Source organism: Micromonospora sp. NPDC047465 (assembly GCF_040643125.1).
GTDB lineage: Bacteria > Actinomycetota > Actinomycetes > Mycobacteriales > Micromonosporaceae > Micromonospora.
Genome location: NZ_JBEYTP010000062.1, coordinates 1 through 26651, shown reverse-complemented (window position 1 = coordinate 26651; position 26651 = coordinate 1). Strand labels below are relative to the sequence as shown.

Genomic DNA, 26651 nt, shown 5'->3' with positions numbered 1-26651 from the left:
TGAGAGCATCCGCGATGCGTTCTTCCTCGTTGTAGACCGGCATGAGGATCGAGAGCTTCACGGGAATCTCCACGGTGGCGACAATACGTCGGCCCCAGCCTAGCCTCGGCCCTTTGTCAGGGGCTGGGCGCGTCGTGGATCCTGAAATAGGAAGCGACGTCTGATCGGGGAAGATCCGCGTTCTCATCTCAGCGATCAAACGGCCATGAGCAGGACGGACGAGGTTTCGGCACCAGCATCGCCGCTGGCCGAGGCCGGGCTACGGGCCGCCAGCCGCCCGGATGCCATGATCGCAGGCATGACCGCCACGGTACGCCAGGAGCCATGCGACCGCGCCCGGCCACGTACGCCCCGGCGTCCCCGGCTGCCGGTGCTGCTCGCCCTGCTCGTCGGGCTGGCCGGGGTCGGGTACCGGCTGGCGCTGCTGCTCGCCGACGCCCCGCCCACCAACAGCGACGAGGCGACCATGGGGCTGGCCGCCCTGCACATCGCCCGCGGGGAGGAATTCCCGATCTGGTTCTACGGGCAGGCCTACATGGGCACGATCGAGGCGTACCTGGCCGCGCCGCTGGTCGCGCTCACCGGGCCATCGGTGCTTGCGCTGCGGCTGCCCACCCTCGCGCTGTACGCGTTGTTCCTCGCCCTGTCCTGGCGGCTCACCCGTCGGCTCGGCGGCGACCCCTGGTTCGCCCTGCTGGTCGTCGGCTTCCTCGCGCTCGGCTCCGACCGGGTGGTCAAGAACCAGCTCATCGCCGGGGGCGGCTACCCCGAGATGAACCCGGCCGGGGTGGCGCTCGCCCTGCTCACCGTTGCGCTCTGCGCCGACGGAGCGGGTCGGCGGCTGCCTCGCTGGGCGGCCTGGGCGCTGGTGTCCGGGCTGATGCTCTGGGTCGACCCGCTGCTGCTGCCGTACGTCCTCGGGACCGGCACGGTGCTGGTGGTGTGGCGGCGGCGGGAACTGGCCGGTCGGGCGGGGCTGGTCGTGGCGGGCGGGCTGCTGCTGGGCGCGGCGCCGATGCTGGTGGACAGCCTCCGGCACGGCCGCAACCCGCTCGCCGCGGTCCTGGCCGCCGGCGGCGGGGACGCGACGGCAAGCTGGGGCGAGCGGCTCCACGGCGGCCTGGTCCTCGGGCCGCCGCTCGGGATGGGCTTTTGCTCGCCGAGCCACTGCGCCACCTGGCAGCTCTGGTGGGCGCTCGCATTCCCCGTCCTGCTGCTCCTCGCCATCCTGTCCGCTTGGCGCATCCTCCGCTCAGCGCAGGGTCCGACAGCAGATGTCGAAGTCCTGCCAGCTGCGGGGAACGGTGACGGTCCACGCCCCGGCGGGGCCGCAGGGGGAGACGACCAGCGGGTGTCGGCGGCGGTGCGGCTGGCGCTGCTGGCCGGGGCCGCAGCGGTGCTCGCGGCGTACGTGGTGAGCAGCGCGGCCGGGCGGACCCCGGTGGAGAGCTCCCGCTACCTCTCCTGCCTGGCGGTCGCGGCCCCCGCTCTGCTCTGGCCGCTGTGGCGCGCGGCCCGTCGACGCTCCGGCGTCCTCCGCGTGGTGGCGCCTGTCGTACTGGCGGCCATCCTCGGCACGGGTGCGGTGGCGACCGTCGAGGCGATCCGTACCGTGCCGGCCACCTACGCCGAGGCCGAGCGGCATCGCGTGCTCGTCGACGCCCTCGTCGAGTTGGGCGTACGGCACGTGCGCGGTGGCTACTGGACCTGCAACCGGCTCACCTACGCCACCGGCGAGAACGTGGTCTGCGCGGTGGTCGACGACGAGTTGCGCCCCGGCTTCGACCGGTTGCCCGCATACCGCCGGGCGGTGGCGGCCGATCCCGACGCAGCCTGGGTCGCGCCGGTCGGCTCGCCGTTGGCCGCCCGGCTCGACCAGCGGCTCGGCCCCGAACCAGGCGCGTTCGACGTGGTCACCGTCGCCGACTGGCGGGTGTACCTGCCCCGCCCCTGACGCCACGCCCAGGCCAGCGTCTCGACCACGCGTGTACGTATCGCTGAATCAGTTCGCACCCGCTGGCCGGCCAGATAGCCGAGCAACATCACAAGACCAAGCAGGATGCCTGCATATGGGCTGGCAACCACGGCGCCTACGCCCAGAAGCAATTGAAGCCAGGTTGCGCCGCGTACGACCACCCAAGTGGGGTACTCGCGGCCACGGCTTCCAGTGCGGCGAGGCGGACCGTATCGGCGTGCGAGGCACGATCGCGACGCTTGCGCCGGCGAGCCAGGCCGGGTCCTCGTGCCGGGCGAAACCCGGCAGGAGAGTCACGCCGGGGTGTCTCGGCGGCCAGGGCGCGGCACCTGCCGCGTACCTTCTCCTGGCTGCCGGCGGTCAGCTCGAACGGCGCGTCGGCGAGCGCGACCTCGATGGCCCGGTCGAGGTCGGGGATCGGGCCGAGTAGTTCGGCGACGCCGTTCTCCGGTCCTGAGCGGGCGAGGACGCGGACGCAGCCTTGACATCGGGAAAGGAGCGACCGCATGTCGCGGTCGCGCCCCTACCGATTCAGTCCCGCGTCTCGTCGACGTCGCAGACCTTCCAGTCGCCGTCCTCCTTGAGGAGGGTCATGGTGATGTTGCCGGTCCTGACCTTGCCGTTGTCGGTTCCGGTGAACTCCGCGGTCACGGTCGCCGAGTTCTCGCGCTCCTTGCTGGATGTGATCTCCCAGTCCAGCAGGCCTTCGTCGTCATCCCACGCGTCATCGTCATCGATCCGCTTCTGCTCGCTGGCGCAGATCACCGCCCGCAGGTCATCGACCTTTCTGTCCTGGACGGCGGAGAGGTACTTCTCCGCCACATCCTCGGCGTCGTCCTTGAACACGACCCGGTAACCGAAAACGCCAAAGCCGCAGCAGAGCAGGAGCAGCAACGCACCCGCCCCGGCGATCAGCACGTTCCTTGTGTTCTTCAAGATAATTATCGATCCATTGAGAGGTACGGCATCGCCGGGAACAGCCCGGCGACGCCAGGTTAGTGAGTAGGTCGGGCGACGCCAGGTCTGATGAGCTGTCCGGCTGCGGCCATGACCGCATCCGGACAGGCCGGGTCAGCGCTCGCGGCGACCACGCGTCCGGGCGGTGGTCAGCGGGCGCGGAGGCTCTTCTGCAGGCGGGCGAGTGCGGCCCAGGTCTGTTCCAGCGCGTGTGGGCTGGTCGTCGTAGCGAGCCAGAGGGCCGCCTCGTTCATCGCGCCTGCTGCTCAACTTCGAGGTGTCCGATGTGGACGCAGAGTGGCACCGTCTCGTCGTCGAGGGCGGGCTGCGAGCCGAGCTGGACCTGCGTAGTGAGGACTTCGGTCAGCGCCACTTCATCGTGGCGGACGCCTCGCCCGCCGGATCATCGTCACCCGCGCCAGACTGCTCGCAGCACCGCCTCCACGTCCGCCGTCGATATGCTGCCTGGCTCAGCGAGTTCAGCGGCGTCCGCCGCGGCGAGGATCGCGCCTGTGGCTACCCGGGTGAGGCGGCGGTGTTGCGGGGACACGAGCCCGAGCGCGACCGCGTTCTCGAAGAAGGCGTTCACCCATTCGTCAAGCCCGCCGCCGGTGACGGTGGCGAGGGCCTGGCGGAGTTCTGGAGCCTCGGCGAGGAGTGCGGAAAGTTGCGCCGAGCCTGCCCGGAACTCGGCCCAGAACGCCGCCGGGTCGGGCTGCGTGGTCCAGTTGCCGAGCGCCGCAGCGACCTTTCTGATGGCGGCGGCGCGAACAGCGTCGACGAGGTCGCTCTTACCGTCGAAGTAGTTGTAGATCGCGGAGCGGGACAGGCCGGCTTCGTCAGCGATCTCATTGACCGACACGCCCGCGAGGCCGCGAATCGAGAGGTGGCGGGTGGCGACGGCGAGGATGCGCTCCTGCTCGTCGAGGGACAGCCTGTGGAAGCGGGGAAGGGGCACGGGTGGGCCTTCCTAGGCGGTGACGGCGGCGGTCAACCGGCGCCCGATGAGAGCGGTGTGGCGCCAGTGCCAGGCCCAGACGGCGAGCGCGAGCACGCCCGACGCCACGCCGACCGTTCCGGGAAGGAGCGAGGCGATCTGGAAGAGGCACCACGTTCCGCCGGCAACCGTCCACGCGCGGATGACGGAACCCGGTACGCGGCCGTCGCGGCGGAGGCTGCCGCCGAGGTCGGCGATGATGAAGAAGTCCTCGACGAAGTTGAACGGAATGGCGAACATCAACCAGACGGACCGTGGGGACCGCAAACGAGCCTCGGGATTGACGCACTCCTGGAGCCGCTGCAGGTGCCGGCAGTAGAGGGCGACAAGGCCGAAGAACACAGCGGTCGCCGTGATCCCGCCCAGAACGCCGAACGTCGCGACCTCCCCGAGGATGCCCGCGCCCCAGGAGGGCGCCCAGAGCGGCTGGGTCAGCAGGGCGATCACAGGGACCGTGAGAAGGACGGTGAGTAGGGACACGCCGCAAGCCTAGACGCGCGTGGACAGTGTGTCCACGCAAGGTGTCCACAGGCTCCCGGACTCCGCCACCTTCGGGTTGCGATCGCTTCCGCTCCTCGACACGGTGACCGCCCGCAACCCGAACATCCGGATCAGCGCGAAGGTCGCGAGCAACCACGGTGCGATGCGGAAGGATTCCCCGGCCATCGCCGAGGCCGTACGCGAGGTCGCCGCCCTCGACGGTCCCCCGCGGTGTCGTCCCGACCGCCCCGGCGGCACCGGAGGGGTTCTTGGCCGCGAATCAACCGGTTGTGGGCGACAATCAGGGGGTGGACCGGCTGGTGGCGGTGCTTACCGGGTTACCGCCGGTCCTCGTCCTGGCCCTGGTGTTCGTGTTGCCGGCCCTGGAGTCCTCGACCCTGCTCGGGCTGGTCGTACCGGGCGAGACGGCGATCCTGATCGGGGGGCTCGTGGCGCACACCGGTGAGTTGCCGCTGTGGGTGGTGGTCGTCGCCGGGACGGTCGGGGCGTGCCTCGGTGACCAGGTCGGCTACGCGCTGGGCCGACGGTACGGCCCGCAGATGCTTGCCCGAGCCTCGGGGTCTGCGCGCCGGCGCGCCGGCATCCGGCGTGCCCGCCGCCTGATCGCCCGACGCGGCGCGTGGGCGGTGGTGCTGGGCCGGTGGGTGGCGGTCCTGCGGGCCGTGGTGCCGATGGTCGCTGGCACCGGCGGGATGCCCTGGCCGCCGTTCCTGCGGGCGAACCTGGCCGGCGGGCTGGTGTGGGCGACGGCCGTGGCGCTGCTCGGCTACCTGGGCGCGGCCTCCTACCATCGCCTTGAGCGTGAGCTGGGGATCGGCGAGTGGGCCCTGCTGGCCGTGATCGCCGCCGGTGTGGTGCTGCACGTGTGGCGGCGGCACCGTCGGGTCCGGCAGGGTCGGGCCGACCGCTGACGGTGCGCCCATCGTCCGCAGGGGTGCCCACGGCCGGGCTGTCCGGGCGGCGGACACCGACCTGCCGCGGGAACACGGATCCAACCGGATTGAGGTGAGCGGCAAGCGGGGGATGACGGCTGCTGCTGTGGCTGCCATCCCCGCCAGCCCGAGGGGCTGACTACTCGCCGGCCTGCCCGTCGATGCTTTCGCGCAGCAGGTCCAGGTGGCCGCAGTGACGCGCGGTCTCCTGGATCATGTGCGCGAGCGCGTACCGCAGGGTGAAGGAAACGTCGGCGGCCCGGGCGCGGTCGTCGAGGGCCGCGCCCGCTACGACCGCGGAGGACCGCGCGCACTCGGCCAGGTACGCCTCGACGAGCTCAGCCAGCGAGTCCTCGGGGGCGAGCGCGAACGCACCGGGCTCGTCGTCGGTCCACGGCGGGGGCAACTCGTGACCGGCGAAGTCGATGCTGAACCAGTACCGTTCCACCCCGGTCAGGTGCTTGACCAGCCCAGCGGGGGTGAGCCCGGACGCGAGCACCGGCCGACCGAACGCCTGCTCGTCGGTGAGCCCGGCGACCTTGTTCACGACCGAGGCACGCAGGAAGTCAAGCAGGCCGGACAGGATCTCGCGTTCGCCTCCGTCCTCCGGAGGGCGGAGGCGGACCACGGGTGCGACGGCTACGTCGGTCATCGGGACACCGTAGTGTCGGACACCGACACTTTCGGGCGTCGGGACAACCAGGGCCCCTTCGACAGTCCGCCGCCGCAGCCGCCCAGCCGCAGCCGCCCGCCGCAGCCGCCCGCCGCCGCCGAGGCTGCCGACCGACCGCCGTAAGCCGCAAGTCCCTGCTTATCCGTCGATGCGGCACGATACCTCCCCCTGTCGGCACTCATCGGGCTGCCGCGGCGGTTCGGCCGCGCATTATGCGCTACACGGGATTCCTTCGCCACCCCGGCCCGCCAGCGTCGCTGCCGGGTAGGTGACATTCCCATGCCATCGCCATGCGTCAGTGACAGAGTGATTACCCGCAGATCGGGTGCCGGCCTGCGAATTTGGGCACCAATCGCGCCCGTCCTGACGCTCGGTGACGCCGAAAATAGTGCTGTGATCCAGATCGCTGATCATCCTGACCGTTCGGGTCGACTTGGTCAACTACAGTCGGGAATCGCAAATCCGGTTTCTGATGAGCTGTTGTCCGGCATGGCGTCGGACGGAAATCATTGGGGGGATTGCCGAATGCCTGTGTTCCCACGGGGGGAAGCGGCTTCTTTGTCAAGTATTCGGAACGGGCAGTCAAATCCACCATCGCTCAATGAACAATCAAGAGCGGTAATCAAGGCGTGCATCGCCGAACTCGTCGCGCTGCTCGGCGAGGACCCGTCCACGGGTGGGTCCGCCCCGGGTGGCGCGCTCACCGGCGGCCCGACCCGCCTGCCGCTCACCGACCTCCAGCAGGCGTATCTCATCGGTGAGCAGGGGGTCACGGGCCATGCCTCGCCGGCTCTCTACATCCAGGAGTACGCGTTCCCCGCCGCCACGCCGCCCGACCCGGAGCGTTTCGCCGATGCTCTCGCCCGGCTGCGGCAGGTGCGTCCCGTGCTCCGTACGCGCGTGATGCCGGAGGCCACGCAGCATTTCGCCCCAATGGTGGACGACCGGCCGGAATTGCTCGTGGACGTGCGCGATCTGTCGGCCTGCCGCATCGACGAAGTGCCCGGAAAACTGGAGCAACTGCGCCGCGAAATAGTGTCGGACATGCCGCCGCACGATGCCGGTCGACCCTTCCTTTTCCGATTCGTCCGACTGCCCGACGGCGGGACCAATCTGCAGGTCGCGCTACGACTGACGGTGTTCGACGGAGCCACGATCCAGTTGTTCTTCGCCGAGCTGGCCCGTTGTTACGTCGATCCCTTCCATCGCCCCGCGCCGGAGACGGAGAGTTTCGCGGATTACCTCGTCGAGCAGGAACGCCGCAGGTCGCTGCCGGCCCGCCGGACGGCCGAGCGGTACTGGCGGTCCCGCCTGGACAGCCTGCCGCCCGCCCCCGATCTGCCGCGCGCCCTGGACACGCAGGCCGCCGAGCCCGACCGGGACGTGCCGCTGCACCGCGTGGCGCACCAGCTCGACGTGGACGACTGGAAGCGGTTCCGACACCACGCCGCCGAGCAGGGGGTGTCGGCCGGCCTGGCGCTCTTCGCCCTCTACGTCGAGTGTCTGCTGCGCTGGTCCGGTGGTCAGCCCGGCACGGTGTCGGTGCTGTCCTCGGACCGGGTGACCGGCGCGCCGGGCCGGGAACGGATGTGGGGCAACGCCGCCAGCACGCTGCTGGTGACGTACGACGACATGCCCGGCTCCTTCGTCGAGCGGTGCCAGGCGCTGCAGAAGCAGTTGTACGACGACCTCGACGCGGGCGAGTTCTCCGGGGTCGCGGTCGGCCGGGAGCTCAACCGGCGCGACGGCAGTGTCGGCAACCCCGTACCGGTGGTGTTCAGCAGCGGCCTCGACCTGGTGCCCGGCATCTCCGACGGCTTCCGGCTCGCGTTGCCGGCCGCCACGCTGGCGCACAGCGCCATCGCCACCCCCGAGGTCCTCCTCGACCACCAGGTCTTCGAGTTCGACGGCGCGCTGGTGTGCAACTTCGACCACGACCGGTCGTCGTACCCGCCGGGCCTCGTCGACGACCTCGCCGAATACCACCGGCACCGGTTGCGGCAGCTCGCCGCGAACGCCGACGCGTGGACCGTGGCGGGCCCGCAGCCACTGCCCGACCGGCAGCTCGCCGACCGCCGGCGGGCGAACCGCACCGAGGCGCCCGGCCTGGCGGGCGAGCTGCACGAGGCGGCCGTCGACCAGATGCGCTGCCGGCCGGACGCCGTGGCGGTCGTCGACGCCGAGCGGAGCCTGACCTACGGCGAGCTCGACCGCCTGTCGGCGACGCTGGCGGTCCGGCTGCGGGACGCGGGTGTGGGCGCGGATCCGGGGCGCACCGACCTGGTCGCCGTGCGGGTGCCCAAGTCGTGGCAGCAGCCGATCGCCGTGCTCGGCGTCCTGCGGGCGGGCGGCGCGTACCTGCCGGTCGGTCCGACCTGGCCCGAGGCGCGGGTCGGCGAGGTGCTGCGGCAGAGCGGCGCGACCGCGGTCGTCGCCGTCGACGCCGCGCCGCTCGACGGGCTGCCCGACCTGCCCGTCGTCGCGGTGCCGACGGACGGCGGCACCGGTTCCGGCGGCACCGGCCCCGACGGCCTGGGCGGCGACCTGCGGCGCACCGCCTACGTCATCTACACCTCCGGCTCCACCGGAGCCCCGAAGGGCGTGGTGATCTCCCACGGGGCGGCGACCAACACCCTGCGGGACCTGACGCGGCGGCTGGCCCTGACGTCGGCCGACCGGGTGCTCGCGGTCTCCTCGCTCGCGTTCGACCTGTCGGTCTTCGACATCTTCGCCGTCCTGGGCGCCGGTGGCACGGTGGTCGTGCCCGCCCACAGCGACGTGCCCGACCCGGAGCAGTGGGGGGAGCTGTGCCGACAGCACGGCATCACGCTCTGGAACTCGGTGCCCGCCCTGTTCTCCGTCACGCTGGAATACCTGGCCGGCCGGGCGCCGGAGATGCTCCGCGCGCTGCGGCTCGTCATGCTCAGCGGCGACTGGGTACCGCTGCCGCTGCTCGACCGGATCGCGGAGGCGTGCCCCACGGCGCGGGTCATGGCCGCCGGCGGGGCGACCGAGGCGTCCATCTGGTCCAACTACTTCTGGACGGAGGACCTGACGCCGGGCTGGTCGAGCGTCCCGTACGGCCATCCGCTGGCCAACCAGACCATGCACGTGCTGGACCGGCAGCTCGCCGACGCGCCGGCGTGGGTGCCCGGCGACCTCTACATCGGCGGGGTCGGGGTGGCCGACGGCTACCGGAACGCGCCCGACCTGACCCGGGCGTCCTTCTCCGCCGACCCGGTGACCGGCGAGCGGCGGTACCGCACCGGGGACCGGGCGCGGTACTGGCCCGGCGGCATCCTGGAGTTCCTGGGCCGCCAGGACGACCAGGTGAAGGTGGGCGGGCACCGCATCGAGCTCGGCGAGATCGAGATCCGGCTGTCCGACCATCCCGACGTGCGCAAGGCGGTCGCGGTGGTGGCCGCCGGGCGGGGCGAGGCGTACCTGGCGGCGTTCGTCATCCCGGCACCGGGTTGTGCCGCTCCGGACCCGGCCGCGCTGCGGTCGCACCTCGCCGCCGAACTGCCGTCGTACATGGTGCCTGCCGTCGTCACCGTGGTCGACACGGTGCCACTGACGGCGAACGGCAAGGTCGACCGCAAGGCACTGGTCGCGCGGCTGGCCGCCGGTCCCGTCGTAACCGGAACGGACCAGGTGGTCGTCGCGCCGCGCACGGCGGACGAGGCCCGACTGCTCAACCTGTGGCAGGAACTGCTCGGCCCGGACGTACGCGGGGTCACGGACGACTTCTTCGCCCTCGGCGGCAACTCCCTGCTCGCGGTCCGGTTGTTCCACCGGATCAGGGCGAGCTTCGGCCGGGCTCTGCCCCTGGCGTCGCTGATGCGCAGCCGCACGGTCGCCGACCAGGCGGGCCTGCTGCGGGCCGAGCAGCACCCGCACGGCGGTACGCCGCTGGTGCGCATCAAGGACGGCGATCACGCCCGCACCCTGGTGCTGGTGCATCCGGTGGGCGGCGACGTGCTCTGCTACGAGCCGCTGGTCGAGGCGCTCGACCGGCACGCGGTCACGGCCGGGGCCACCGTGTACGGGCTGCGGGCGGCCGGCCTGCAACCCGGCGAGGAGTTGCCGGCCGACATGACGGAGCTGGCCGGCCGGTACGGCGACGCCCTCTGCGACGTGCTGCCGGAGGGCGCGAACGTGCACCTCGTCGGCTGGTCGATGGGCGGCACCGTGTCGGCGCACGTCGCCGGGCTGGTGGCGGAGCAGGGGCGGCGGGTCTGCTCGGTCACCGCGATCGACTCGTTCACGGGCCGGCCGGAGGCCGTGGCCGTGAGCCTCCGACAGCGGCTCGCCGGCTTCTTCACCGACCTGGCGCAGGGCGAGGACGTCAGCGGTCACCTGCCCGCGGAGGTGCCCGCCGGCGAGCTGCCGGCGGCCCTGTGCGCCCTGCAGGACGCGCTGGTCCGGGCGGGTCTGCTCGCCGCGCCGCTCGACGCCGACGACCTGGGGCGGCTGTTCGGCGTCTACCGCCGCAACTCCGAGATCCTGGAGGGACACCGGCCGGGCACGCCGCACGAGCGGCTCCTGCTGCTGCGGGCGCGGGAGACCCGGCGCGACGCCTTCCCCGGCCTGGTACCGCTCGACGAGATCCTGCCGGGCGCCGCCGACCCGCACCCGGTCGACGGGACCCATTACTCGGTCATGCGCCCCGGTCGGGTCGCCGAGGTCGCCGCCCTCGTCGCGGCGCACATCGGCGCGGCGGAGGAGTCCCGGCCCGACGAACCCGACGCCGAGCCGTACTACCTGCGCGGAAAGCTCTGGTGCTGACCCGGCCCGGCACGGCCCGCCGACGACAGCCCGGCGGCGTGCCTCGCCGGAACACCGACGAGGCAGGCGCGGCACCCGGACACAGGGTGGCCGGGCACCACCTGGCCGACCTAGACCCAACTGTTCAGCTCACGAAGCGAAGGGACCACGCGATGACCAGGACCGACAGCAAACCCGAGATCTGGAACTCCGGCACGTTCGACGTGATGCGGCGCAAGCTCATCCCCTCCTTCGACCTCATCTACTCCAGCGCCGTGCACGCGGTCGTCGAGACCGTCCCGGAGACGGCCCGCATCCTCGACCTCGGCGCCGGCACCGGGCTGCTGGGCGGCGCCGTCCTGGAGCAGCTCCCGCAGGCCGAGTTGACCCTGGTCGACCACTCGGACGCGATGCTCGCCAAGGCGCGGGAGCGGTTCGCCGGCAACCCCCGCGTCACGGTGCTCGTGTGCGACATGAAGGACCCGCTGCCGGCCGGCCCCTTCGACGCGGTCGTGTCCGGCCTGGCGATCCACCACCTCACCCACGAGGACAAGCAGGACCTCTTCCAGCGCATCCGCGACGTGCTCACCCCGCAGGGCGTCTTCGTCAACGTCGAGCAGTTGGCCGGTCCCAACGCGCAGGTCGAGGCGATGTACGACTTCCAGCACGAGGCGCACGTGCAGCGCGCGGAGTGCCCGCCCGACGAGTGGGCCGCGGGCCGCGAGCGGATGAAGCTCGACATCTGCGCCACGCTGGAGGATCAGCTGGAGTGGCTGCGCAAGGCCGGGTTCGGGCAGGTCGACTGCCTGGCCAAGGACTGGCGCTTCGGCACCTACGCGGCGTGGGTGGCGGCATGACCGCGGTGCTCTGCCAGGCGGTGGCCGACGTCGCGGCGCGCCGCCCGGACCACGTGGCCGTCGTCGACATCGACGGCAGCCGGATCCGCTACCGGGAGCTGGTCGCGCTCGGCGAGCGGCTCGCCGCCGGGCTGTACGCCAGGGGGGTCCGGGCCGGCGACACGGTCGCCTTCGCCCTGCCCAACAGCGTCCGCTACGTCGCGCTGATCATGGCCGTCGCCCGGGTCGGCGCCCGGTACGTGCCGCTGATGCGCAACTTCACCGCCGCCGACACGGAACGGGCCGTCGGGCAGGCGCGGCCGGTGCTGCTGGTCGCCGGGCGGGAGCACCACGTCGCCCCAGGGGCGGTGCCGGTGGTGTCGTTGGACGACCTCGACGTCGACGCGCCGCCGGCGCCCGAGGAGCCGTACGCCGGCCTGTTCCGCCAACTGTGGACCTCCGGCTCCACCGGCTTCCCGAAGATGATGGTCTGGCGGCAGGACAAGTTCGTCGCCGAGCGCCGGCGCTGGCTCGCCGACACCGGCATCGTGGCCGACGACGTCTTCTACTGCCGGCACCCGTTGGACGTCGCGCACGCCACCGACCTGCACGTCTTCGCCGCCCTGCTCAGCGGCGCCCGGCTGGTGCTGGCCGACCCGGACGACTCGCCGCGGGCGTACCTCGACCGGTTGCAGCGGGAACGGGCGACGGTGATGAGCGCGCTGCCCGCGCACTACGAGATGCTCGTGCGGGCCGGCGCCGACGCACAGGTGGACCTGTCGCGGTTGCGTCGTCCACTCTGCGGCGGGGCCTACCTCAGCCCGGACGTGGTGCGCGCCGCCGCGGACACGCTGGGCGTCCACATCCGGCAGATCTACGGTTCGACCGAGTTCGGCCTCGCCCTCGGCAACATGGCCGACGAGTTGCAGACCAGCGGAGCCATGCCGCCCGTACGCGGCGTCGGCGCCCGGCTCGCGCCGCTGGTGGACGAGCACACGAGCATCGGCGAGCTGGTGCTGCGCTCCGACTGCACCAGCGAGGGCTACCTCTTCGCCGACGCGGCGAACGCGCGCACGTTCCGGGACGGGGAGTTCTGGACGGGCGACGTGGCGCAGGAGGTCGGCGACGGCGCGTTCCGGATCATCGGCCGGGTCTCGGAGGTGCTGTCCACGCCGGACGGACCGGTGCTGGCTCCCGTGCTGGACGCCGAGTGCCGCGCGGCCAGTCCCGGCACGCAGGTGGTGAGCCTGCCGCTCGATCCGGGTGAGCTGACCGACCGGGTGCTCGTCGCGGTCCGTCCGGGCCACGGCGTCGCTGCCGAGGACGCCGTCCGGCAGGTCACCGCCGTCCTGGCCGGGCACCGGCTGGCGGCGACGGTGCGCCTCGTGGACGAGATCCCGCACACGCCGGTTGGCAAGATCGACAAGCCCGCCCTGCGCCGCCAGTTCGAGCTGGTGAGCCGGTGATGCGCGCCGAGAGCCACGGCGCCGGGCCGACCCTCGTCCTCGTCCCGGGCCTCGCCGCCAGCCGACACTTCTTCGACACCACCGTGGCGGACCTCGGCCGCGACCACCGGGTGGTGACCGTCGACCTGCCGGGGCACGGCGACGCGCCCGCCCCGGCGCAGCCGCCCACCCTGTCCGACTGCGCCGCCGCGCTGCACGAGGTCGTCGAGGGCCTCGGCGCCGACGACGTGACGCTGCTGGGCTGGTCACTGGGAGCGACCGTCGCCTGGACCTACCTGGAGACGTTCGGCACCCGGCGCGTCCGCCGGTTGATCAGCGTGGAACAGACGCCGTTGCTGCTCGCCGACGACGGCTGGCCGTACGCGGCGTTCGGCTCCCTCGACCGGGCCGGGGCCACGGCGCTGCTCGGCGACGTGCGCGGCGACTGTGGGACGTTCGCCGAGAACCTGGTCCGCGGTTCCTTCGCCGTCGACGGTCCCGCCCCGGACCCGGCGCTCGTCGCGGAACTCGTCCGGCAGGCCCGTGGCGCCGACGCCGACGCGGTCGCCGGCCTGCTGTCCGACGTGCTCACGCAGGACTGGCGGGACCGGGTGACCGCCCTGCGGCTGCCCACCCTGCTCGTCCACGGCCGCCGCAGCGCGGTCTACCCGCCGGAGGTCGGCAACTGGCTGGCCAAGGCCATGCCGGACGCCCGCGTGGAGTTCCTCGACCACTCCGGCCACCTGTGCTTCCTCGAGGAGCCCGAGGCGTTCGGCGCCGCTGTCCGCGGTTTCCTGACCAGTGAGGAGAAGCAATCATGACGCCCGCCCCCACCCAGCTGGCCCGCCGGCTCTGCTGGATCTACCCCGACCGCGGCACGGTACGCCAGCGGGCGGCGGAGGCAGCCGCCATCTGGACGACCTACACGGAGATCGCCAAGGACTGCGGCCTCGCCATGTCCCTGCACAAGGCGGAGGCGCTGGCGGTCGAGGCCGTCGGCGACGAGCCCCGGGTGTTCCTCGACGGCGAGCGGATCACCCCGGAGGACACCATCCTGGTCACCTCGCTGTGGTCGCTGCCGCACCAGGTGCAGGAGGTCTGCAACCAGCTGTTCGCGTACTCGATCGTCGAGCAGGCGGGCTTCTACCTGCCCATCCATCCGCGCATGTCGTACATCACGACGGACAAGATGGCCACGATGCTGTACCTGCGGGACTGCCCCGTCCCGCGGGTGCCCACCGTGCGCATCGGCACCGGCCGCGACTCGATCAGCCGGCACTACGAGCCGGTGCTGGAGAAGCTCGACTTCCCCATGCTGGTCAAGCCCGCGTACTGGGGCATGGGCCAGGGCGTCTGCCTCGCCAACAACGAGCACGAGCTGCGCGGGCTGATCGGCCTGGCCGGCGGCGCCGACACGGCCGTGGTCGTCCAGCCCTACCTCGGCACCGGCGTCAACGACTTCCGGGTGTACGTCATCGACGGCAAGGCGCACACCGTGCTGCGCCGGATCCCGCAGGGGGAGTCGCTGACCGCGAACCTGGTCAACGGGGGACGGCTGGAGTACCCGCCGCTGCCGGAGGAGCTGGAGAGCTCGATCGACTACATCGCCGAGAAGCTCCAGATGCCGTACTTCGCGGCCGACTTCCTCTGGGACGGCAACCAGTTCTGGCTCTCCGAGGTGGAACCGGACGGCGCGGTCGGGTACGCCACCACCGAGGAGATCGCCAAGATCCAGCGACCGGTGATCGAGTCGCGGTTCCGCGCGTACATCGCGGCGCACGCCGCATGGATCGCCCGTGAGGGAGGCGCGGCATGACCGCGACGATCGGCGACCTGCCCTGGGCGGACGTCCTGGCCCAGGCGCGCGGCCTGGACGGGCGCGGCGGCGCGCCGGTGCCGCCGGACGCCGCCGCCCTGTCCGACCTGGCGGTGAGCGGCCCGGCGGAGATCGTGGCGGTGACCCGCGAGCTGGCCCGGGAGACGGGCAGCGCGCTGATGTCCAGCGGCGGCACCACCGGCAAGCCGAAGCTCACCTACGTGCCGTACCACCAGGCGGTGGAACGGGTGCTGCGGGAGTGGCGGCCGCTGCGGCCCGACAACGTGCTGCTCAACCTCTTCAACCCGGGCCGGCTGTGGGCGTCGCACTACTACATCCACGCCCTCGCCGAGCGGTCGCGGTGCACGGTGCTGCCGTCCGGGGCCTACGCGCCCGAGGACGTGGGCAACTGGGTCCCGATGTTCCGCGAGATCGGCCTCGACGCGCTCACCGGCACCCCGAGCGCGCTGGCCGACTTCGCGGAGGGCCTGATCGCGGCGAACGAGACGCTGCCGATCCGCACCATCATCTGGCTGGCCGAGCCGTGGACCGACGCCAAGCACCGGGTCGTCCAGAAGGCGTTCCCGGAGGCGGAGTACTGGGCCAACTACGGCTCGGTGGAGACGTACATCATCGCCACCAACACCCCCGCGTGCGACCTGCAGACCCTGCACGTCATGCCCGACCAGATGCTCGAGCTGGAGGAGGAGGGCGCGCTGCTGACCCGGCGTGGCACGGGCTGGACGATGCCGGCGGTGCGTTACCGTCTCGGTGACCGGCTGGCGTCCGCCGAGTGCCGATGCGGCCGTCCCGACGGCCTGCGGGTCCTGGGACGGGCGGACGACGCGGTGAGCCTGCGCAGTGCCCTGTTCAGCGTCGGTGAGGTGGTGTCGTCCGCGCGCACCCTGCCCGGCGTCGAGGAGGCCCAGCTCGTCCTGACCCGCGACACCGAGTCGCCGAGGGCCGCCACCGCGCTGACGCTGGAGTATTCCGGGGGCGCCGACGCCGAGGACGTCCTGGCTCACCTGACCGCCCAGTTCTACCACCTGGCAGCGGTGCACCGGCAGGTTCCGGGGGCGATCACCGCCCGCCGCGTCGACAAGGTGAGTCGCGTCGAGCGCACCAACAAGGTGCCGCCCGCAATCTGGAGGCAGTGAGTGACGTCCGAAGCCCTGCAGCAGGAGGCCGCCGCCCGCGGGGGATGGCGGGAGAATCCGTGGGTCAGTCTCGTGGTGCTGGCCCTCGGGTTCTTCCTGACGATGCTCGACGTGTCCATCGTCAACATCGCCATCCCCGACATCCGCGCGGACTTCGGCGCCTCACTGCCGACGGTGCTGTGGTCGGTCAACGCGTACGTGCTGGTGGTGGCCGTACTGCTGATCACCGCCGGCCGGCTCGGTGACCTCTTCGGTCCGCGCCGGCTGTTCGTCGTGGGCATCGCCGTCTTCACGGTGTTCAGCCTGCTCTGCGGGCTGGCCCAGAGCCCGGGCCAGCTCATCGCGGCCCGGGCCGTGCAGGGCCTCGGCGCGGCGCTTCTGCTGCCGCAGACGATGGCCATGATCGTGAGCCTGTTCCCGCCCACCCGGCGGGGCCTGGCCATGGGCATCTGGGGTGCGGTCGGCGGCGTGGCGGCCGTCGCGGGCCCGTCCGTCGGCGGCCTGCTGGTCACCACCCTCGACTGGCGGTGGATCTTCCTGGTCAACGTGCCGATCGGTGTCGCGGCGGTGGTCCTGGCCCTTGTCGCCGTGCCGGACCTGCGCTTCGACCGCCGGCACCGGCTCGACATCGGCGGCATCGTGCTGGCCTCCGCCGCCCTGTTCTGCCTGGCCTTCCCGCTCATGGAGGGGGAACGGTTCGACTGGGCGCCGTGGACGCTGGTCATGATCGCGGCGGCGGTCGCCCTCGGGCTGGCGTTCGTCTGGCACGAGCGCGGTCGCCAGGACCGCGAACCCCTGGTGCCGTTCGTGCTCCTCGGCATCCGCTCGTACTCCACGATGGTCGTCGTGGCCGCGGCGGTCTCCTTCGGGATCATCGGCTTCATGCTGCTGATGACCCTGTTCTTCCAGTCGGTGCTGGGCTTCTCCGCCCTGGCCGCGGGCCTGGCGCTGGCGCCCCCGGCGCTGATCTCCACCCTGCTCGCGCCGTTCGCCGGGAAGATCACCGACCGGCTCGACGGCCGGGTGGTCCTGCTCGGCGGCTTGCTGTTCACCGTCGCCGGCATGGGCTGGGCCGCCGCGGTGATGCGGCTCGACGCGGCCTGGCTGACCTTCCTCGGCCCGATGGTGGTGATCGGGCTGGGCAACGGGCTGCTGATCGCGCCGATGGCCGCGGTGGCGATGCGCGAGGTGCAGCCGGCGCTGGCCGGCGCCGCGTCGGGTCTGCTGAACACCGTCCGGCAGCTCGGGCCGGTCGCGGCGGTCACGCTGGTGGGCCTGCTGCTGGCGCAGCGGTTGTCGGCGTGGGCGGACGGCGCCGCGCCGGTGGACCGGTACGCGGAGGCGCTGCGGCTGGGGATGGTGCTGCCGGTGGCGGCGATCCTCGTCGGCGTCCTCGCCTGCCTGCCCGGCGCGCTGCGCACGATCCGTGGGACCTCAGGAGGAGGATCGGCATGAAGGTGGGCTTCTGGTTCGACCCGCTCTGCCCCTGGGCGTGGATCTCGTCGCAGTGGCTGGTGCAGGTGCAGCAGGTACGCGGGATCGAGCCGTGCTGGGACCTGATGAGCCAGGCGATCCTCTACGAGAACCAGGACCTGACGCCGGAGCAGCGGGACACGGTCCGGGAGATGATCAAGCCGCTCCGGGTGCTGGCGGCCGCCGAGCAGCGCTACGACGGCGAGGCCGTGCCGTTGCTGTACGCGGCGCTGGGCGTGCGGTTCCACGACCGGGGACTGCGCCATCGCCTGGACGTGCTGCCAGAGACGGTGGGCGACGCACTGCGGGCCGCCGGCCTCGACCCCGCGCTCGCGGCGGCGATGGAGAGCACCGAGTTCGACGGGCGGATCCGCCAGTCGCACGAGGAGGCGGTCAGCCGGGTGGGGCCCGATGCCGGGACCCCGGTCGTCGAGGTGGACGGGCCGGCCGGGCGCGTCGCGTTCTTCGGCCCGGTGGTGTCGCCCGCCCCGCGCGGCGAGGCCGCCGGCCGCCTCTGGGACGGGCTGGTCCTGATCGCCGGCACGCCCGGCTTCTCCGAGCTGAAGCGCTCCCGCACCCAGGGGCCGATCTTCGACTGACCCCTTTTCGCTGATCCGAAGACCTTTTCGCTAGGACGGGGGAGGCTCCATGGCAAAGGCGACTTTTCCGGTAGGACAGGTGAGGCAGCGGGCGAGCCGGCTGCCGTACCGGCGGTACGCGCCCGTGCCCGCCGTGGATCTGGCCGACCGGTCCTGGCCGGCGAAGCGGATCACCACGGCGCCGCGCTGGTTGTCGACCGACCTGCGGGACGGCAACCAGGCGCTGCCGCACCCGATGGACGTCGACCGCAAGACCCGGCTGTTCCGGCTCCTCGTCGCCATGGGCTACAAGGAGATCGAGATCGGGTTCCCGGCCGCCAGCCGGACCGAGTTCGAGTTCACCCGCAGGATCATCGAGAACGACGAGATCCCGGACGACGTCCTCATCCAGGCGATCGTGCCGGCGCGCGAGGAACTGATCCGGCGTACGTTCGACGCGCTCGCCGGCGCGCCGCAGGCCATCGTGCACCTGTACAACTCGACGTCGCCGACGCAGCGTCGGGTCGTCTTCCGGGCGGACCGCGGTGGCGTGCTGCGGCTGGCGGTCGACCACGCACGCCTGTGCCGGGAACTCGCCGACGCGCACCCCGGCCGGATCGGGTTCGAGTATTCTCCCGAGTCCTTCTCGCAGACCGAGCTGGACTTCGCGCTCGACGTCTGCGCGCGGGTCACGGACGTCTGGGACCCGGCGGACGACCGGGAGATCATCATCAACCTGCCGGCGACCGTCGAGTGCGCGGGGCCGCACGTCTTCGCCGACCAGGTGGAGTGGATGAGCCGCAACCTGCCCCGGCGGGAGCACGTCTGCCTGTCGCTGCACCCGCACAACGACCGCGGGACCGGGGTCGCCGCGGCCGAGCTGGGCCTGCTGGCCGGCGGCCAGCGGATCGAGGGCTGCCTGTTCGGCAACGGCGAGCGCACCGGCAACGTCTGCCTGGTCGTGCTGGCCCTCAACCTGATGAGCCAGGGCGTCGACCCGCAGATCGACCTGTCCGACATCGACGCCGTCCGGCACGAGGTCGAGCAGTGCACGGGGATGCGGGTGCCGGAACGCTACCCGTACGCCGGCGACCTCGTGCACACCTCGTTCTCCGGGTCCCACCAGGACGCCATCAGCAAGGGCCTGCGGGCGTTGTCCGCGGACGCGGCGGACCGGGGCGTGGCGCTGTCGCAACACCGGTGGGACGTGCCGTACCTGCCCATCGACCCCAAGGACATCGGGCGCTCGTACGAGGCGATCATCAGGTTGAACAGCCAGTCCGGCAAGGGCGGCGTGGAATACCTGCTGCGGTCCTGCCATGGGCTGGCCCTGCCGCGCAGCCTGCAGATCGAGGTGTCGGGGCTGAGCCAGGCGGTGTCCGACGACGAGGGCAGAGAGGTGACCGCGGAGGAACTCTGGGCGGTCTTCCGCGCCGAGTTCCTGCCTGCCGCCCTCGACGTGCAACTCGTGTCGTGCGAGGTGTCGGCGGGCGCGCCGGGGCCGGGCGCGGTCAAGGTGGAACTCGCCGTGTGCGGTGGGCCGCTCGTCGTCGGCGGCGACGCCGGCCACGGGTTGCTGCCGAGCATCGCGCGGGCCCTCGCCCAGTCCGGCCCCGCACCGGTCGTCCTCGACCACGTCGAGCAGGCGTTCACCCTCGACGAGGAGCCCGGCACGCTGGCGTACGTGCGGTGCCGGGTGGACGGTCGGGCGGTCTGGGGGTGCGGCTTCGACCCGGACCCGACGGCCGCCGCGCTGCGCGGTCTCTGCGTGGCGCTGCACCGGGCCGGCTGGCGCCCGTCCGCCGTCCTGCCCTCGGTGCAGCCGTCGCAGGGGTGAGTCCGCGCCGCCGGGCATCGGCGGACGGCCAGCCGGAAGTTCCACCGACGTGGGCCGGTAGGTGTCGTTTCCGACGCAGCGTCCCGGTCCGGGCCGCCGAACGGGGCGACCCCGGCGAGGTAGCGGTACGCGTCCGCCTCCAGTGCCTCCGAGACCGGAGCCGGGCCCACGCGTGCACCGCGTCGCGGCCGGCCCACCGGGCGGCGAACGGCACCAGGAGCAGCGCCGCCGCCGCGACGATCGCGAGCGCCCGGCCGGCGCCGAGGTGGGCCTGCCCCAGCTGGTTGGCGAGGGCGCCGCACACGGCGGCGCCGAGGGTGAGCGCGGCGACGGCCAGGCGCGCCCGGATGATCACGCGCTTGGCCTCGACGGCCGCCCGTGACCAGGCGGCCTGCCGCTGCCACACCGTCTCGACCACCGCCGAGGTATCGAAGTCCGTCACGATCGGATGGTAGGACGCCGGCGCCCGTCCCCGGCGCGTCGCGGCGACCGGGTCAGCGGGGCAGCAAGCTGTCGTACGCCTCGTCGTACCAGTCGGCCTCGTTGTGCCGGCGGACCGTGCCGTCGACGCGGGTCAGCATCAACCAGTTGTCGTTGAGGACCAGCGCCGCGTCCTCGGACCGGTCGGCCAGGATCCGGCCCACGGTCCGCAGCATGTGGGGTCGGCCCTGGTCGGTCAGGGTGTCCTTGCGCATGTGGAAGCCGACGTCCACGTAGGTCTCCGGCTCCCACACCCACGGGCCACCGTCATCCTCGGCCTCGTAGTAGCCGTGGGTGCCGGACGTGATGCTGACGACGAAACCGCACTCGTCGTTGAGGTCGGCGCTCAGCAGGCGGTTACCTGCGGGCGTCGGTGTCTCGGTCGCACTCGGAGCGGCCAACCGGGCCATCTGCTCCAACGGGATGTCGCCGGCGAGCGTCAGCCGGTAGGTGATGGACATGTGCTCGGCCCTTCCTCAGGTCCGCCTCAGGAATTGGACGATAGTGCCGCTTCGGGTGATCGCCACCAGTTCCTCCAGCCCTGGTACCGGCCAGTCGTGGAACTGCTTCCGCAGGGCTGTGAGGTCGCCACCCCAGTCCCGGAGATTCACCGCCACGCGTTGGGTCTGCGCGTCGTCGACCTTCCTCTTGACCGCGCTCCAGACGGCTCGGGTCGAAGTGGTGGGAGAGGGAGAGTAGCAATCGAAGACGTGGCTCTCGATCAGGTAATCCGGCGATCTCCGCGGGTCGACGATGTCACCGGTGCGGAGCAGCGCATCCGCGATCTCCTGCTTCGTCGGGTTCTGGTGGACCCGGTAGCCCTTGTCGGCGATCGCGTCGGCGCCGTCGTTCTCCAGTTCCAGTGCCCGCCGCTCCGGCGGCCTCTCGTTGGCCGGGATGCGGGTACGCGGTCCGGTCGGTGCGCCGCCGGGAACCCCGGTGGGGCGCCTGGTCCACGGCACGAGGTCGGGGGCGCTGCCGCCCGCGACGGAAACGGTGGAGGCGTGATCCGCGGGGGTGGGGCCGGTCGGCGTGGCGCCGCCGGCCCCGGTCAGTTTCCCGACGACCCCAGTTGCCGCGCCTCGGCGATCGCCGTGTCGACGAACTGCCGGGCGGTGCCGGTGCGCTGCACCGTCAGCACCAGCACCTGCTTGACGTTCTCCAGCGCCTGCACCAGCGGCCCCGGCTGCCCGCCCTGCAGGACGGTGGTGACGAGTCGTTGCGCCTCGCCGACCTGGGCGATGGTGGCGGCGGCCGCGCCGCGCATGCCGTCGATCGCGGTGCCCACGGGGGTCAGCCCGGCGGTCGTCTCGTCCGGCGTGGCCTCCTGCGGGACGGCCGCGGTCGCCTTCGCGGCCTCGCCGAGCGTGGTGGCGAGGCCGCCCAGACCACCCCGGATTCCGGCGATGGCGTCCCGCACACGGGCCAGGCCCGCCGCCACGGCGGCGAAGCCGGCGCCGGCGGCCCGCAGGGCCACCTCCTGGGCCTGGTTGTCGGCGGCGGCTGCCAGCCCCTGGGCCCTGTCGACGCCGGCCGTCAACGCACGAAGCTCCCCGGCGATCTTCTCGATGTGCGACACGACGCCGATTTCCCCGATCGAAGGCAGTAAGGAGGCTCGAAGCTGCAACCTAGCGACAACCGTCCGTCGCCGCCAGACCGGTCACCCGGTCCGCAGCCACCACAGCACGTGGTTGTTGCCGCTGCCAGAATCCGGCCGGTGCCGCCGTATGGCGGGGCAGCTCAGTCGGCCGGTGCAGCGGCTGGCCTCCGGCGACGCCACCGCCCGGCCCGGAACCGCACGGTCCCGGGCCGGGGCGCTGCGCGTACGACCGCTCAGGCCGGCGTGGCCCGGGCCTTGCGGCGCCGCTCGGCCCGCCGCCGCACCTGGGTGTACGCGCTCGTCAGTCCCATCGCCCGGCGGGCCTCGAGGACCGTCTGCCGCACCTCGTGCCGGGTCCGTTCGGTGCCCTCGACGATCAGCTCGTCGACCAACCCGGGGTCGGCCTCGAACCGCGCCCGGCGCTCGCGGATCGGGTCCAGGAACCGGTTGAGCGCGACGGCCAGCTTCTCCTTGACCTCCACGTCGCCGACCCGCCCGGCCCGGTACCGCTCCTTGAGGTCGTCGACCTGCCCGCGGTCGGGGTTGAAGATGTCGTGGTACGCGAAGACCGGGTTCCCCTCGACGGTGCCCGGCACGTCGGCGCGGACCCGGTTCGGGTCGGTGTACATGCCCATCACCGTGCGGCGGACGGTCGCCGCGTCGTCGGAGAGCGAGATGGCGTTGCCCAGGCTCTTGCTCATCTTCGCCCGGCCGTCAGTGCCGACCAGGGTCGGCGTCTCGGACGCGATCATCTCCGGCACGGGGAACACCTCTCCGTAGAGGTGGTTGAAGCGCCGGGCGATCTCCCGCGTCACCTCGACGTGCGCCGCGTTGTCCTTGCCCACCGGGACGACCTGCCCCTTGACGCAGAGGATGTCGGCGGCCTGGAGGACCGGGTAGCCGAGCAGGCCGTACGGCATCTCCTCCTTGCCGGAGTCGCGGGCCATGTCCTTCAGCGACGGCACCCGCTCCAGCCGGGGCACCGTGACCAGGTTCTGGAAGAGGGTGTTCAGGTCGCCGACCTCGGGGATGGCCGACTGGAGGTAGAAGGTCGCCCGCGCCGGGTCGACGCCGGCAGCCAGCACGTCGGTGACCATCTCCCGGGCGTTGACCGCGACCCGCTCGATGTCCTCGCGGGTGTTGCGCGTGGTGAGCATGTGCAGGTCGGCGATGATGAAGAAGCTCTCGTAGCGCTGGTGCAGCCGCACCCGGTTGGCGATGCTGCCGACGTAGTGGCCGAGGTGCAGCCGCCCGGTGGGGCGGTCCCCGGTGAGCATTCGTGGAACAGACACGGTGGTACGCCTTTCGTGCGTGACGGACGAGGTGCGCGCGGTCGCGCGCCGACCGGGAGGGTCCCGGGATCGGTCGGGGTCGGCTCAGTGAGCCGACCGCCATCGCCCGCCGTCGCGGAACCGCAGTCCGCCGGCACGAAGGAGGTCGATCATCTGCTCGCGGCCGTCGCCGGAGCTGGTGGGGAAGGTGGTCACGACGCCGAGCGGGAGGCCGTCGACCGGGTCGACGACCCCCGGCGCGTAGCTGATCGGCCGGACCATGCCTTCCACCGTAACCGGTGTGTCCGTTGCGTGACCCGCGCCCCAGGGTCAGCGCTGCCGGTAGGTCTCCCGGTAGTAGTCGCCGACCCGGTCCCGGTAGCCGGTTTCCCGGCAGGCGTCCGGGTCGAAGGCCGGGGACTCCTTGACCTGCTCCCGGGTGCGGTCCACGTGCACGGTGCGGTCCAGGTGGTCGACCCGCGTCACCGTGCCGACCGGCAGCAGCACCTTGCGGCCGAAGATCCACGGCCCGGTGTCCACCACCAGCCAGCGGGCGTCGGTGTCGTCGCTGGCCGCGTCGACCGAGCCGATCCGCCCGTCGGCGGCCTCCACCCGGTAGCCGACCAGGTCGACCGGAGTGCCGGGGCCCGGGGCGTCGGGTCCGTCGCCGGCGCCCTCCGGCCCGTCCGGCGGCGCGGCGTCGGGGCTCGCCCCGGCGTACCCGCCGGCGAGGGCGGCCGGGTCGCGCCAGGCCCAGGGGTTGAACGTCGACGGCTGCACGGGCCACCTCCGATGACGGTCGTTCGCGGTCGGGGAATCAGTGCCCAACCCGCGCGACCGGGAAACAACTCGGCAATTTTCGGTTCACAGAAATGTCTCGTGCGAAATACGTCATAGTCGTCGAGCGTCAATTGATGGGGGTGCATCTCCCCAGGCGGCGTCGGTCGGAATTGGGCAACCGCACATCCGGACACAATGCGGAGTGTTCACCCGGCACATTCGTACCGTGACCCCGGCCGACCATTCTGGTCCCGCATCCGTTGCAGGGAGAAGAGGGGGACGTAGATGTACCGCACCATTCGTCGGATCGGGCTCGTGCTCGCCGTCGCGGTCGGGCTCGTCGCCGGGGCCGGCGCCACCGCACAGGCCGCCGTCGTCAACCCGGTGACGCCGCAGGCGCTCTGCGGGCTCGGCTACACCGTCCAGGACCAGGACCCGATCCACCACGCGCAGACCGGCGTGCGGCTCGGCACCGTCTACCTGATGTACAACCCCGTCGTCGGGTACGGCTGCACGGTCACCGTCAAGTCCGCGTACGCCGGCTCGCTGACCCGTACCCAGGTCTACCTCGCCGCGCAGTACCTGCCCACCCAGGTCGACGACGGCAACAGGCTGTGGGCGGCCGGCCCGACCAGAGCGTACGTCAAGGGTGGCTGCATCATCTGGGGCGGCTTCATGGCCGATCCGACCGGCACGATCCACTACCACGACCGGGCGAACCCCGCGGTCGGCGGAATCGGCACCTGCTTCTGACGGAGTCGGGGAGGCCCCCGGCCCGAGGTGGGCCTCCCGTTTCCGCGACCACCCGTTCGGTGCCCGGTCCCGCAATGGTGAAAATGGTGGAACGGTGCGCCGGATGCGCCCGCGCCGGCCTCGCCCTGCCGTTACCGTCGGGCTGATGGGACGGATGCGTGGCGTCCACGAGCGACCGGCGGGTCTGACGTACCAGCCGGACCTGGTCGACCCCGACGAGGAGCGGTCACTGCTCACCGCGCTCGCCGCGTTCGACTTCCGGGAGGTCCGCATGCACGGGCAGATCGCCCGGCGGACCGTCCGCCACTTCGGCTTCGACTACGACTACGGCTCGTTCCAGCTCACCGAGGCCGAGGCGTTGCCGGTGGAGTTGCACGGGGTCCGGGAGCGGTGCGCCGGGCTCGCCGGCGTTCCGGCGACCTCGCTCGCGCAGGCCCTGGTCACCCGGTACCCGCCGGGCTCGGTCATCGGCTGGCACCGCGACGCCCCCGCTTTCGGGCCGACCGTGGTCGGGCTCTCGCTGGGCGCCGCGTGTCTGTTGCGCTTCCAGCGGGGCACCGGCGACGACCGCAGGGTGTACGAGGTGGAGCTGGCGCCGCGGTCGGCGTACGTGCTCGCCGGCGCGGCGCGGGCGAGCTGGCAGCACAGCATCCCGCCGGTGCCGGCCCTCCGCCACTCGATCACCTTCCGGCAACTCGGCGGCAGATGACCGGCATGGCCCTGGGCCCGCCGGCGCCCGGAGCCTCGCGACCGGGTGCCCGCCGCCCGCGGCCTCCCGGCCGTCGCTGCGGCCGTGACCTGCGCCTCGGCCGACCCGCCGCTGCACCGGCCGGCCCGTTGGGCGCTGACATACTCGGCAGTCATGGTGCTGTCGCGCGGTTGGGCGCTCTTCCTCACCGGGGTCGGGATCTGGACCTGGGTGATCTGGCCGAGGTTCGCGGTCGCCATCTGGAAGGACCCGCGATCCTGGTCCACCGGCACGGTCGGCGACTTCCCCGCCACAGGCTTCCTCTGGATCCACGCTTTGTTGATCGCGGCGTCCCTGGCCATCGGCACCACCGTCGGGGTGCTCGGCGTCCGCGCCTGGCTGGCCGGGCGGCGTACCGGCCGGTCGACGCGCTGACGGAATCGCCGCCTGACCCCGCGCAACATCCGGGCCGCGGGGCGCCGTGCGCGCGGGGCCTGACCTTCCGGAAGATCCGTCGAGCGTGCCGCACCGCCGCCGACCAGGCCGGATAGCCGGGCGGGAATGGTGTGACGGGGGACGCCACCCCCGGATTTGACGTTCAAACCCGCAGACGCGTAACTTTCTCTCTGCCAGCGCGGAACGGGGCGAACAGGGCGAAAGACCTGGAGTTCCAGACCACACTGGTGTCGGGTCGGTCGGGAGTCAGCTCCCGGACGGCACGGGCCGGGCGGGGCCCGCCGGATCTGCCGCGAGGCGGATTTGGCGGAGCGGAGCCGACCGGGTAAGGTTTGACGCCGGCAGGGAACCGGGCGAGCTCGCGGGAAACCGCAGAGCGGCCGGTCTGCCGAAATCCGATGATCAGGTGTGGCGGTTCGCCGCTGCGCACGTTCGTCGGTGCCAACCCGTACGAAGCACGACAGACCGGGACAAACGGTTTGACGCGGCGGAGACGGTGAGGTAACGTAGTAAAAGTGCCCGGCGCGAGAGCGGCGGGGATGTGAACGAAATGCCCCGGGTCGGGGGTCCCACGGTGTGGGGTTTCCGGGCGGTGTGTGGTTGTTCTTTGAGAACTCAACAGGGTGCTTGATAAGCCAGTGCCAAATTGATTTATACCCCGGACTGGCCGAGCCTTTTG

26 protein-coding genes are annotated in these 26651 nt (G+C 72.1%); 15 read left to right on the top strand and 11 right to left on the bottom strand.

Annotated elements, in window-relative coordinates:
• Positions 1–187 (bottom strand): glycosyltransferase (locus ABZ793_RS31920; protein ID WP_357464186.1); only part of this gene is annotated, 187 nt, incomplete at its 3' end.
• A 111-nt stretch (positions 188–298) separates the two neighbouring features.
• Here ABZ793_RS31920 and ABZ793_RS31915 point away from each other — a divergent pair.
• Positions 299–1954 carry a DUF423 domain-containing protein gene (locus tag ABZ793_RS31915; protein ID WP_357464183.1) on the top strand — a complete coding sequence of 552 codons (1656 nt, stop codon included), beginning with the start codon at positions 299–301 and terminating at the stop codon, positions 1952–1954.
• A gap of 552 nt (positions 1955–2506) precedes the next feature.
• On the opposite strand, the gene ABZ793_RS31910 is transcribed toward ABZ793_RS31915, so the two are convergent.
• The 3 genes from ABZ793_RS31910 to ABZ793_RS31900 all read right to left on the bottom strand — a co-directional run bounded on the left by ABZ793_RS31910 (position 2507) and on the right by ABZ793_RS31900 (position 4376).
• Entirely contained in the window at positions 2507–2893 is a 387-nt protein-coding gene (locus ABZ793_RS31910; protein ID WP_357464180.1) for a hypothetical protein, read from the bottom strand.
• Positions 2894–3341: 448 nt separating this feature from the next.
• Positions 3342–3890 carry a helix-turn-helix domain-containing protein gene (locus tag ABZ793_RS31905; RefSeq protein WP_357464177.1) on the bottom strand — a complete coding sequence of 183 codons (549 nt, stop codon included), beginning with the start codon at positions 3888–3890 and terminating at the stop codon, positions 3342–3344.
• A gap of 12 nt (positions 3891–3902) precedes the next feature.
• Positions 3903–4376 (bottom strand): hypothetical protein, encoded by a 474-nt coding sequence (locus ABZ793_RS31900; RefSeq protein WP_357464174.1) that lies wholly within the window; start codon positions 4374–4376, stop codon positions 3903–3905.
• A gap of 323 nt (positions 4377–4699) precedes the next feature.
• On the opposite strand from ABZ793_RS31900, the gene ABZ793_RS31895 reads away from it, so the two are divergent.
• The gene (locus ABZ793_RS31895) at positions 4700–5341 is read left to right on the top strand and encodes a DedA family protein (protein WP_357464171.1); all 642 of its coding nucleotides are present in this window, start codon (positions 4700–4702) and stop codon (positions 5339–5341) included.
• A gap of 160 nt (positions 5342–5501) precedes the next feature.
• Here ABZ793_RS31895 and ABZ793_RS31890 read toward each other — a convergent pair whose 3' ends face one another.
• Positions 5502–6014: a DinB family protein gene (locus tag ABZ793_RS31890; RefSeq protein WP_357464168.1), complete on the bottom strand. Its 513-nt coding sequence runs from the start codon at positions 6012–6014 to the stop codon at positions 5502–5504.
• A 579-nt stretch (positions 6015–6593) separates the two neighbouring features.
• Here ABZ793_RS31890 and ABZ793_RS31885 point away from each other — a divergent pair.
• The 10 genes from ABZ793_RS31885 (at position 6594) to ABZ793_RS31840 (ending at position 20326) form a co-directional block, all read left to right on the top strand.
• Positions 6594–10823, top strand: coding sequence for an amino acid adenylation domain-containing protein (locus ABZ793_RS31885; RefSeq protein ID WP_357464165.1), 4230 nt, complete (start codon positions 6594–6596; stop codon positions 10821–10823).
• A gap of 152 nt (positions 10824–10975) precedes the next feature.
• Complete coding sequence (locus tag ABZ793_RS31880) at positions 10976–11659, top strand: methyltransferase domain-containing protein (protein WP_357464162.1); 684 nt, start codon at positions 10976–10978, stop codon at positions 11657–11659.
• A complete protein-coding gene (locus ABZ793_RS31875; protein WP_357464159.1) occupies positions 11656–13104 on the top strand; it encodes a long-chain fatty acid--CoA ligase in 1449 nt (482 codons plus the stop codon). The genes ABZ793_RS31880 and ABZ793_RS31875 overlap by 4 nt, the downstream gene beginning before the upstream one ends.
• Positions 13104–13904 carry an alpha/beta hydrolase gene (locus ABZ793_RS31870; RefSeq protein WP_357464156.1) on the top strand — a complete coding sequence of 267 codons (801 nt, stop codon included), beginning with the start codon at positions 13104–13106 and terminating at the stop codon, positions 13902–13904. The genes ABZ793_RS31875 and ABZ793_RS31870 overlap by 1 nt, the downstream gene beginning before the upstream one ends.
• A complete protein-coding gene (locus ABZ793_RS31865; RefSeq protein ID WP_350712340.1) occupies positions 13901–14899 on the top strand; it encodes a hypothetical protein in 999 nt (332 codons plus the stop codon). Before ABZ793_RS31870 ends, ABZ793_RS31865 begins: the two co-directional genes overlap by 4 nt.
• Positions 14896–16056, top strand: a complete 1161-nt coding sequence (locus tag ABZ793_RS31860; RefSeq protein ID WP_357464153.1) for an AMP-binding protein — start codon at positions 14896–14898, stop codon at positions 16054–16056. Before ABZ793_RS31865 ends, ABZ793_RS31860 begins: the two co-directional genes overlap by 4 nt.
• Positions 16057–17511 carry an MFS transporter gene (locus tag ABZ793_RS31855; protein WP_350712338.1) on the top strand — a complete coding sequence of 485 codons (1455 nt, stop codon included), beginning with the start codon at positions 16057–16059 and terminating at the stop codon, positions 17509–17511.
• Positions 17508–18128 (top strand): disulfide bond formation protein DsbA, encoded by a 621-nt coding sequence (locus tag ABZ793_RS31850; RefSeq protein ID WP_357464148.1) that lies wholly within the window; start codon positions 17508–17510, stop codon positions 18126–18128. Before ABZ793_RS31855 ends, ABZ793_RS31850 begins: the two co-directional genes overlap by 4 nt.
• 49 nt (positions 18129–18177) lie before the next feature.
• On the top strand, positions 18178–19944 hold the full coding sequence (locus ABZ793_RS31845) for a 2-isopropylmalate synthase (protein ID WP_357464145.1): 1767 nt from the start codon (positions 18178–18180) through the stop codon (positions 19942–19944).
• A gap of 172 nt (positions 19945–20116) precedes the next feature.
• A complete protein-coding gene (locus tag ABZ793_RS31840) occupies positions 20117–20326 on the top strand; it encodes a hypothetical protein (RefSeq protein ID WP_357464142.1) in 210 nt (69 codons plus the stop codon).
• Positions 20327–20438: 112 nt separating this feature from the next.
• Here the strand turns inward: ABZ793_RS31840 and ABZ793_RS31835 are convergent, their stop codons facing one another.
• The 6 genes from ABZ793_RS31835 to ABZ793_RS31810 form a co-directional block, all read right to left on the bottom strand.
• Positions 20439–20885: a SitI3 family protein gene (locus ABZ793_RS31835; RefSeq protein ID WP_357464139.1), complete on the bottom strand. Its 447-nt coding sequence runs from the start codon at positions 20883–20885 to the stop codon at positions 20439–20441.
• 15 nt (positions 20886–20900) lie between these two features.
• A complete protein-coding gene (locus tag ABZ793_RS31830) occupies positions 20901–21287 on the bottom strand; it encodes a hypothetical protein (protein ID WP_357464189.1) in 387 nt (128 codons plus the stop codon).
• Between the two features lie 188 nt (positions 21288–21475).
• Positions 21476–22003 (bottom strand): DUF6244 family protein, encoded by a 528-nt coding sequence (locus ABZ793_RS31825; protein ID WP_357464136.1) that lies wholly within the window; start codon positions 22001–22003, stop codon positions 21476–21478.
• Between the two features lie 254 nt (positions 22004–22257).
• Complete coding sequence (gene trpS / locus ABZ793_RS31820; protein ID WP_357464133.1) at positions 22258–23316, bottom strand: tryptophan--tRNA ligase; 1059 nt, start codon at positions 23314–23316, stop codon at positions 22258–22260.
• Positions 23317–23400: 84 nt separating this feature from the next.
• Positions 23401–23577 (bottom strand): hypothetical protein, encoded by a 177-nt coding sequence (locus ABZ793_RS31815; protein WP_350712322.1) that lies wholly within the window; start codon positions 23575–23577, stop codon positions 23401–23403.
• A gap of 48 nt (positions 23578–23625) precedes the next feature.
• Positions 23626–24075, bottom strand: a complete 450-nt coding sequence (locus ABZ793_RS31810) for a PRC-barrel domain-containing protein (RefSeq protein ID WP_357464129.1) — start codon at positions 24073–24075, stop codon at positions 23626–23628.
• A 285-nt stretch (positions 24076–24360) separates the two neighbouring features.
• Here ABZ793_RS31810 and ABZ793_RS31805 point away from each other — a divergent pair, with 285 nt between their 5' ends.
• The 3 genes from ABZ793_RS31805 to ABZ793_RS31795 all read left to right on the top strand — a co-directional run bounded on the left by ABZ793_RS31805 (position 24361) and on the right by ABZ793_RS31795 (position 25951).
• Positions 24361–24828: a hypothetical protein gene (locus tag ABZ793_RS31805; protein WP_357464126.1), complete on the top strand. Its 468-nt coding sequence runs from the start codon at positions 24361–24363 to the stop codon at positions 24826–24828.
• 145 nt (positions 24829–24973) lie between these two features.
• Positions 24974–25537: an alpha-ketoglutarate-dependent dioxygenase AlkB gene (locus ABZ793_RS31800; RefSeq protein WP_357464123.1), complete on the top strand. Its 564-nt coding sequence runs from the start codon at positions 24974–24976 to the stop codon at positions 25535–25537.
• 153 nt (positions 25538–25690) lie between these two features.
• Positions 25691–25951, top strand: a complete 261-nt coding sequence (locus ABZ793_RS31795; protein ID WP_357464120.1) for a hypothetical protein — start codon at positions 25691–25693, stop codon at positions 25949–25951.
• Positions 25952–26651: the final 700 nt, after the last annotated feature.

What these genes read in the sequence shown, in the direction of transcription:
- ABZ793_RS31915 (WP_357464183.1), top strand. Translation starts at nt 299, where the DNA reads ATGACCGCCACGGTACGCCAGGAGCCATGCGACCGCGCCCGGCCACGT.
- ABZ793_RS31890 (WP_357464168.1), bottom strand. Translation starts at nt 6,014, where the DNA reads ATGACCGACGTAGCCGTCGCACCCGTGGTCCGCCTCCGCCCTCCGGAG.
- ABZ793_RS31880 (WP_357464162.1), top strand. Translation starts at nt 10,976, where the DNA reads ATGACCAGGACCGACAGCAAACCCGAGATCTGGAACTCCGGCACGTTC.
- ABZ793_RS31875 (WP_357464159.1), top strand. Translation starts at nt 11,656, where the DNA reads ATGACCGCGGTGCTCTGCCAGGCGGTGGCCGACGTCGCGGCGCGCCGC.
- ABZ793_RS31870 (WP_357464156.1), top strand. Translation starts at nt 13,104, where the DNA reads ATGCGCGCCGAGAGCCACGGCGCCGGGCCGACCCTCGTCCTCGTCCCG.
- ABZ793_RS31865 (WP_350712340.1), top strand. Translation starts at nt 13,901, where the DNA reads ATGACGCCCGCCCCCACCCAGCTGGCCCGCCGGCTCTGCTGGATCTAC.
- ABZ793_RS31860 (WP_357464153.1), top strand. Translation starts at nt 14,896, where the DNA reads ATGACCGCGACGATCGGCGACCTGCCCTGGGCGGACGTCCTGGCCCAG.
- ABZ793_RS31850 (WP_357464148.1), top strand. Translation starts at nt 17,508, where the DNA reads ATGAAGGTGGGCTTCTGGTTCGACCCGCTCTGCCCCTGGGCGTGGATC.
- ABZ793_RS31845 (WP_357464145.1), top strand. Translation starts at nt 18,178, where the DNA reads ATGGCAAAGGCGACTTTTCCGGTAGGACAGGTGAGGCAGCGGGCGAGC.
- ABZ793_RS31835 (WP_357464139.1), bottom strand. Translation starts at nt 20,885, where the DNA reads ATGTCCATCACCTACCGGCTGACGCTCGCCGGCGACATCCCGTTGGAG.
- ABZ793_RS31815 (WP_350712322.1), bottom strand. Translation starts at nt 23,577, where the DNA reads ATGGTCCGGCCGATCAGCTACGCGCCGGGGGTCGTCGACCCGGTCGAC.
- ABZ793_RS31805 (WP_357464126.1), top strand. Translation starts at nt 24,361, where the DNA reads ATGTACCGCACCATTCGTCGGATCGGGCTCGTGCTCGCCGTCGCGGTC.
- ABZ793_RS31800 (WP_357464123.1), top strand. Translation starts at nt 24,974, where the DNA reads ATGGGACGGATGCGTGGCGTCCACGAGCGACCGGCGGGTCTGACGTAC.
- ABZ793_RS31795 (WP_357464120.1), top strand. Translation starts at nt 25,691, where the DNA reads ATGGTGCTGTCGCGCGGTTGGGCGCTCTTCCTCACCGGGGTCGGGATC.